Consider the following 5,457-nt stretch of genomic DNA (forward strand, 5'->3'; position numbering starts at 1 on the left):
GTGGGGTAGGCTGCAAGTCTGGCGTTGTGTCAGAACCTAGTGCCTGTTGGGTTGTAAGCAGGTCTCGCAACTGCTGGGTCATAGTGACCAGTTGGTATAGGCGATCGACTACATCAGGAGCCATGTCGGGAATAGCCAATAACTGCCGCAACTCAGCCATGCCTGTGATTCGAAGCATGGTCTGTGAAATAGACGGTATGTTGGCAGTCGAACCTGTAGCCAGCGGTTGATTGGAAACTACTGGTTGCCAGGGTTGAGTTACTAACTGTACAGAATCGGAATTATTTTGCGGTGCCATTCTTGTGTCTACCCGTGCCACAAGTCAACGAAATCATAACTCTTTATTCACCATAGGTAGTTCCGTTCCGGCAAGTCGAGGAAGAGCAACTGTGAAGTTCATGAAACTCGATCGCCAATACACCCCAGCAATGCTCTAGAAGGGACGAGACATCAAGCCTATCCCGTCAAGTTCAACACGCCTTCAAGCACGTTAGCCACCCTTCCAGGGTAATCAAGTTACGATCGACTGTAGGTTAAGTATTGCAAAATTCCCTGGGCGATCGCATCAGCTATCTGTTGCTGGGCAATGGGATTACGCAACCGATTCGCATCCTCATAACCAGATACATAGCCCGTCTCAATTAATACAGCGGGCATTGATGTTTTACGCAGTACATAAAACCGAGCTTGGCGCACCCCGCGATCGCGCACACCTGCTAGCTGCAACAGGTAGCCATGAAGAGTCTGGGCTAGTTGGCTGCCACTCATGTAGTAGTAAGTTTCTAGTCCATTCACATCGGGACGATCTGCCCCGATAGAGTTGGCATGAATGCTCACAAACAGTTTGGCTCTCACCTGCTCTGCCAATTGCACCCGTGGTTCCAAATCCAGGTCACGATCGTCAACACGAGTTAGCACCACAGGTAGCCCTTGCTGTTGTAGACGGGCACCTACATTCAGGGCAATAGGCAACACTACATCCTTCTCCCGTAGCCCGCCAATGCCGACTGCCCCAGGATCTAAACCACCATGCCCAGGATCAATCACAACCACGGGTTGGTCTATGGGCACTGGTGAACTAGGGGGCAGCGTGGGTGCAGGGGGTAGAGAACTGGGTGGCTGGTCAATGGGTGGAACTGGCGGTGGCAGCGAATTGACTGACAACCGAGGGGGATTAGTGCTCACCGTAACTGGTGGAGTTGTGACCACTGGAGGAGCAGCAGGCGGCATGGGCGATCGCATCTGGAGCGCTAACACCTGTGGTGACACGGCATTAAGCCGCTCAATCCTAACACCAGCCGTGGGCAACACCCAAATCGATACGGTTTGAGCATCCTCCCGTTGCAAGCGAATGCGCTGAAGTGGACTGCCTGCTGGCAACTGGGGACCACGCACATCACTGGCTAGTCGGGCAGGAGTCAGTTGCAGCCGATATTCATCGCCCTGCCACTGGGCTTGGGGAGTGACAGGCTGGTTTACGTAAATTAACAATTGCCCCTTAGTAAGATTCAGTTCCACTGCTTGGATGGTCGCGATCGTTGCTGTTGGCGGTGCTGCCACTACCGGCGGCAGGGTATTGATTCTAGGGGCACGCTTGGGCAACAGTAACATCCCCCCCGATGGGCTAGGCACTAGTTTCCATTCCCCATGGGGAGCGCTCAGCGTTAGCATCAACTGGGTCGTAGTCGGTGTAGAGACTATGTTCACAGTTTCAACGCCATGACGCTCAATCCCGATTACACGCTGCGCTACTGTTGCCGCAGGTTGCGTATTGGGGAAGTCAAGTATCAGAGTTCGTTGATCGTCGCTCCGTTGCATACGGACGTTGGGCAAGGCCCCACTGGTTTGAATTAACAAGCCGTCGATCGTTGGCTGCACCTGATTGATGACTGTTGCTGTCTCTGGGGGAGAGGCCACAACCGACATTGGTACTGCCTGCGATGTAATTGGTGGTGACGGAGATGGAGCCACAGTCACAGGTTGCTGGGTTATCGACTGAGGAGGGGGCAGTTGTACAGTCCAGTGTGTCGGCGACAGTCCCCGAAACTGAATTTGTTTTGGATCCAGTAAATACCCCGGCTCTAGTTCTATGATCACACGAGCAGTAGAATCATTAAGTTGCACAGCTCGAACATAGCGAACATGCCCCCCCACAGTCTGGGTTAGGGTTGGTTCATCCAGTAGAATCCCCGGTAACTCAATTACTAACCGGGTTGGGTCAGCTAACAAATAGGCTTGGGGTTGCACCGGACGATCGACTTTAAACTCCAGTCGGTTCTGGGCACGATCGAACGGTACTAGCTCCAATCCAGTTGTCCACGCGGGCAACGATGCCAACACAATGACCAGGCAACTGACAATCCCTAAAAGCAACCAGCGAATTCTCATGCAGTACTAGGTAGATGAAAATGACGTAGTGCTGAGTAACAGAAGTGGCGCGATCGTAAAACCACGCAACCAAGTACCCAATAGTAACCAGATTCAGCCAGCCCGCAACAACATTTATGGGTTAGTCCTACACAACCAGGAGTAAAGAAGAAAGCAAACCATGGTTACTGGTCAAGCCTCTAGCTAAAACATCTGTATCTTTAATTCCTTCAAGCTCTGCATCATTGGCTAAAGAAAATCTAACTTTGGTTGCCTGCGGAGTGCACCATAGAGACCCCCTGAACACTATTTCGCATTCACATCCCCGAAAACCACAAACTGGGCGATGGTCGGCGTACCCTCATGGTTCGAACGCTGGTTCAAGATTTGCAAGTAGGTCAAACGAAAATCCTCCGGCAGCGCCGCTTGCTCTGGGGACATTGGGTTTACATTGCGGCCACTCGGCTCAAAGATGGTTTGCTGCTGGTCATTGCAACCCAAACTGCTCCCAAAACTGCAATCGCAGATTACGCCAAAAGGTGGTCTGTCGAAACTCTATTTGGCATCCTCAAGACAAGAGGGTGTTGTTTAGAATCAACCCATGTGCAAGCGGGAGAGCAACTGTGCAAGCTCTTGGCACTCTTGGTATTAACCTTATGCTGCGTGGTGCTGATTGGCGAATGGTTACACGAGTTTCAGTCTTTAGTCATCAAAAAGCATGGGCGCAGAAGCAAGAGTCTCTTTCGCTATGGCTATGACTATTTGCGATCGATTGTGCTCGACCTAGAGTCCAAGATGGACGATTTTCTAATAGTTCTACAATTTTTGTTTTGTACTTAGACGTACTAACCTGAGAAATGGTCAGGTGTCCAAACCTCCCATGTCACAAGGTGTTGAGCACTCTAACCGAAGATCCTCAGCAAGGGAGGCAAGGTATACCCAAACCTCCCATACCACAAGGCGTTGAGCACTAACCAATTTTTCTATAATGATTATCTATAAGTTTGTGTGTCCAAACCGCTGATGCCACAAGGTGTTGAGCACTGTTTACCCTGCTTTTGTATCCTGAGCAATTTTACCGAGCGACTTCAAGGCTGTGCCCAGTTCCATGGGAAATAGAACTACGGTGTTAGAAGGACTATTGGCCAATCCATCGATCGTCTGGAGCGTGCGTAATTCGAGAGCGATCGGGTTCCTTTCCATGAGTTGAGCAGCTTCAGCAAGGTTAGCAGCAGCTAGATGGTCGCCCTCAGCTTTAGTAATAGTTGCTCGTTTTTCCCGCTCGGCTGAGGCTTGCCTCGACATCACCTTTTTCAGTTCTTCCGGCAAGTCAAAATCCTGAAGTTGGATAGAATCTATTCTCAAGCCCCAGTCCTTTACTTTTTCTCCGACGATCGCCGCAATGTCTGCCTGAATTTTTTCTCGTTCAGCCAGAAGCTCATCTAGAGAAGAAGATCCCACTACATCCCGCAGGGCCGACTGAGCATATTGGGAAGTTGCAAAACTATAGTTCTGGACTTTGGTTACGGCTTTGCCAGGGTCTTTGACACTCAAAAATAAAGCGCCATCAATTACTACAGGCACATTGTCTTTGGTGATCGCTCGTTGGCGAGGAATATTAATTACTTGTACCCTGGTATCGATAAAGTGCACTTTCTCGATAAAAGGGATGACATAAAAGACTCCAGAGCCTCTAGTTTCCGAGAATTTGCCCAAGGTGAGAATAACTCCTTTCTCCCATTCAGCCGCAACACGCACGCCAGATGTAACCTGCCCCCATAGGAAACTGAACACTGCAGCTCCTGCAATTTGGGGTAGAGGTATATTCTGCCTAGTCTGGACTCCCCGCAAAGCTGCCCAAAACAAAGGAATTGTAACTATCCAAAAGAGCAAACCCCGAATCGGGCCACCCAAAGATACATGCGCCACACCCGGTGTGGCGTAAACTCTAGAACCTTCCCGTTCTTCACTGACAATTTTTCTAAAAGACGAGTAATCCATGTCAGCCATATCATTTCTCCACAGACAGCTATTCTGTTTATGTTTTTAGATTACAGTGACTACTCCATGGATTACGGAATCACCAGAAACTCCGTCTAGCAAATTAGTCAGTGAAGCGAGGGCTTCTACTCAAAGCAGCATATAACTCGTGAATGTTCACGTCTCAGAGCTGCATTGACACCCCGGAATATCCTCAATCGCCCTGAATCCCTAACAAGGGTTTTATCTTTTTATCCTAAGTACAGGACAAAAACTGTAAAACCTTCAGAAACTCATCTATTTTGGACTTTAGATTGAGGCAGATTGATCGCAAGTAATCATAGCTATGGCAAAACAGGCTCTTGGCTCCACGACCACGGGATTTGATGATTAACGGTTGCAACTTATGGAACTATGCACCAATCAGCACCGCCCAGCATAAGGTTAACGCCAAGAGTGCCAAGAGCTTGCATAGTCGCTCTCTCGCTTGCACATGCGTTGATTCTCAAAAAACCTCTCGTTTTCAGGATGCCAAAACCCTCTCGTTTTCAGGATGCCGACGAGGGTTTGCACAAATCACCTTTTGGCGTAATCCGCAATGGCGTGTTCAGGAAGGTCACAATGGTACGGGCGATTTGAGCGTAGTCCAATTCATGCTCCCAGAAAAATCGTTGGATGCGTTTGTAATGAGAATCAGTTTGGGCTTTGCCACTAAAGGCTGTTGCCAGTTCGCTGAAATTGACGGTTTTGACTCGGATCAGTGCTATCAGAAAAGCTGCCAAAAAGCTCAATCTTGCGCCATGCCACGCTAGATGGGGTCGCAGTTTGGTCTGAAGTAGAGTAACTTGGTGCATAAGGGTTTTGCTGTGAAGGTGGTAATTCTCATGAAACCCTCTTTTCTTTACTATTAGCAAATTTTTGTCCTATGCTTAGTGACAGTACTTAGGGTTAGCAATTACGACGCATAGCAAAGTGTCCAAACCTCCAATATCACAAGGCACTGGGCATGATTGTAAACCTTCTAGACGTTCGACAAAGCTTTTAGAAGATTTTCTGGAAGATCAATAAATTTACTGATGCCTGATGCTTGAAAAGCAAAAATACTCGTAT

The 5,457-nt window shown here is 48.9% G+C and carries 3 protein-coding genes and 1 pseudogene; 1 reads left to right on the plus strand and 3 read right to left on the minus strand.

All coding sequences use genetic code 11. The features are described from left to right. Positions 1–516: 516 nt before the first annotated feature. Positions 517–2,388, minus strand: coding sequence for an N-acetylmuramoyl-L-alanine amidase (locus NZ772_12785; GenBank protein MCS6814427.1), 1,872 nt, complete (start codon positions 2,386–2,388; stop codon positions 517–519). Between the two features lie 342 nt (positions 2,389–2,730). Here NZ772_12785 and NZ772_12790 point away from each other — a divergent pair, with 342 nt between their 5' ends. Beyond that, on the plus strand, positions 2,731–3,207 hold the full coding sequence (locus tag NZ772_12790) for a hypothetical protein (protein ID MCS6814428.1): 477 nt from the start codon (positions 2,731–2,733) through the stop codon (positions 3,205–3,207). Positions 3,208–3,414: 207 nt separating this feature from the next. Here NZ772_12790 and NZ772_12795 read toward each other — a convergent pair whose 3' ends face one another. Both NZ772_12795 and NZ772_12800 read right to left on the minus strand, forming a co-directional pair. Beyond that, a complete protein-coding gene (locus NZ772_12795; protein ID MCS6814429.1) occupies positions 3,415–4,377 on the minus strand; it encodes an SPFH domain-containing protein in 963 nt (320 codons plus the stop codon). A 226-nt stretch (positions 4,378–4,603) separates the two neighbouring features. Next, a pseudogene (locus NZ772_12800) lies at positions 4,604–5,201 on the minus strand (hypothetical protein). Positions 5,202–5,457 lie beyond the last annotated feature (256 nt).

The sequence above is a fragment of the Cyanobacteriota bacterium genome (assembly GCA_025054735.1).
GTDB lineage: Bacteria > Cyanobacteriota > Cyanobacteriia > SKYG9 > SKYG9 > SKYG9.

What these genes read in the sequence shown, in the direction of transcription:
- NZ772_12785 (MCS6814427.1), bottom strand. Translation starts at nt 2,388, where the DNA reads ATGAGAATTCGCTGGTTGCTTTTAGGGATTGTCAGTTGCCTGGTCATT.
- NZ772_12790 (MCS6814428.1), top strand. Translation starts at nt 2,731, where the DNA reads ATGGTTCGAACGCTGGTTCAAGATTTGCAAGTAGGTCAAACGAAAATC.
- NZ772_12795 (MCS6814429.1), bottom strand. Translation starts at nt 4,377, where the DNA reads ATGGCTGACATGGATTACTCGTCTTTTAGAAAAATTGTCAGTGAAGAA.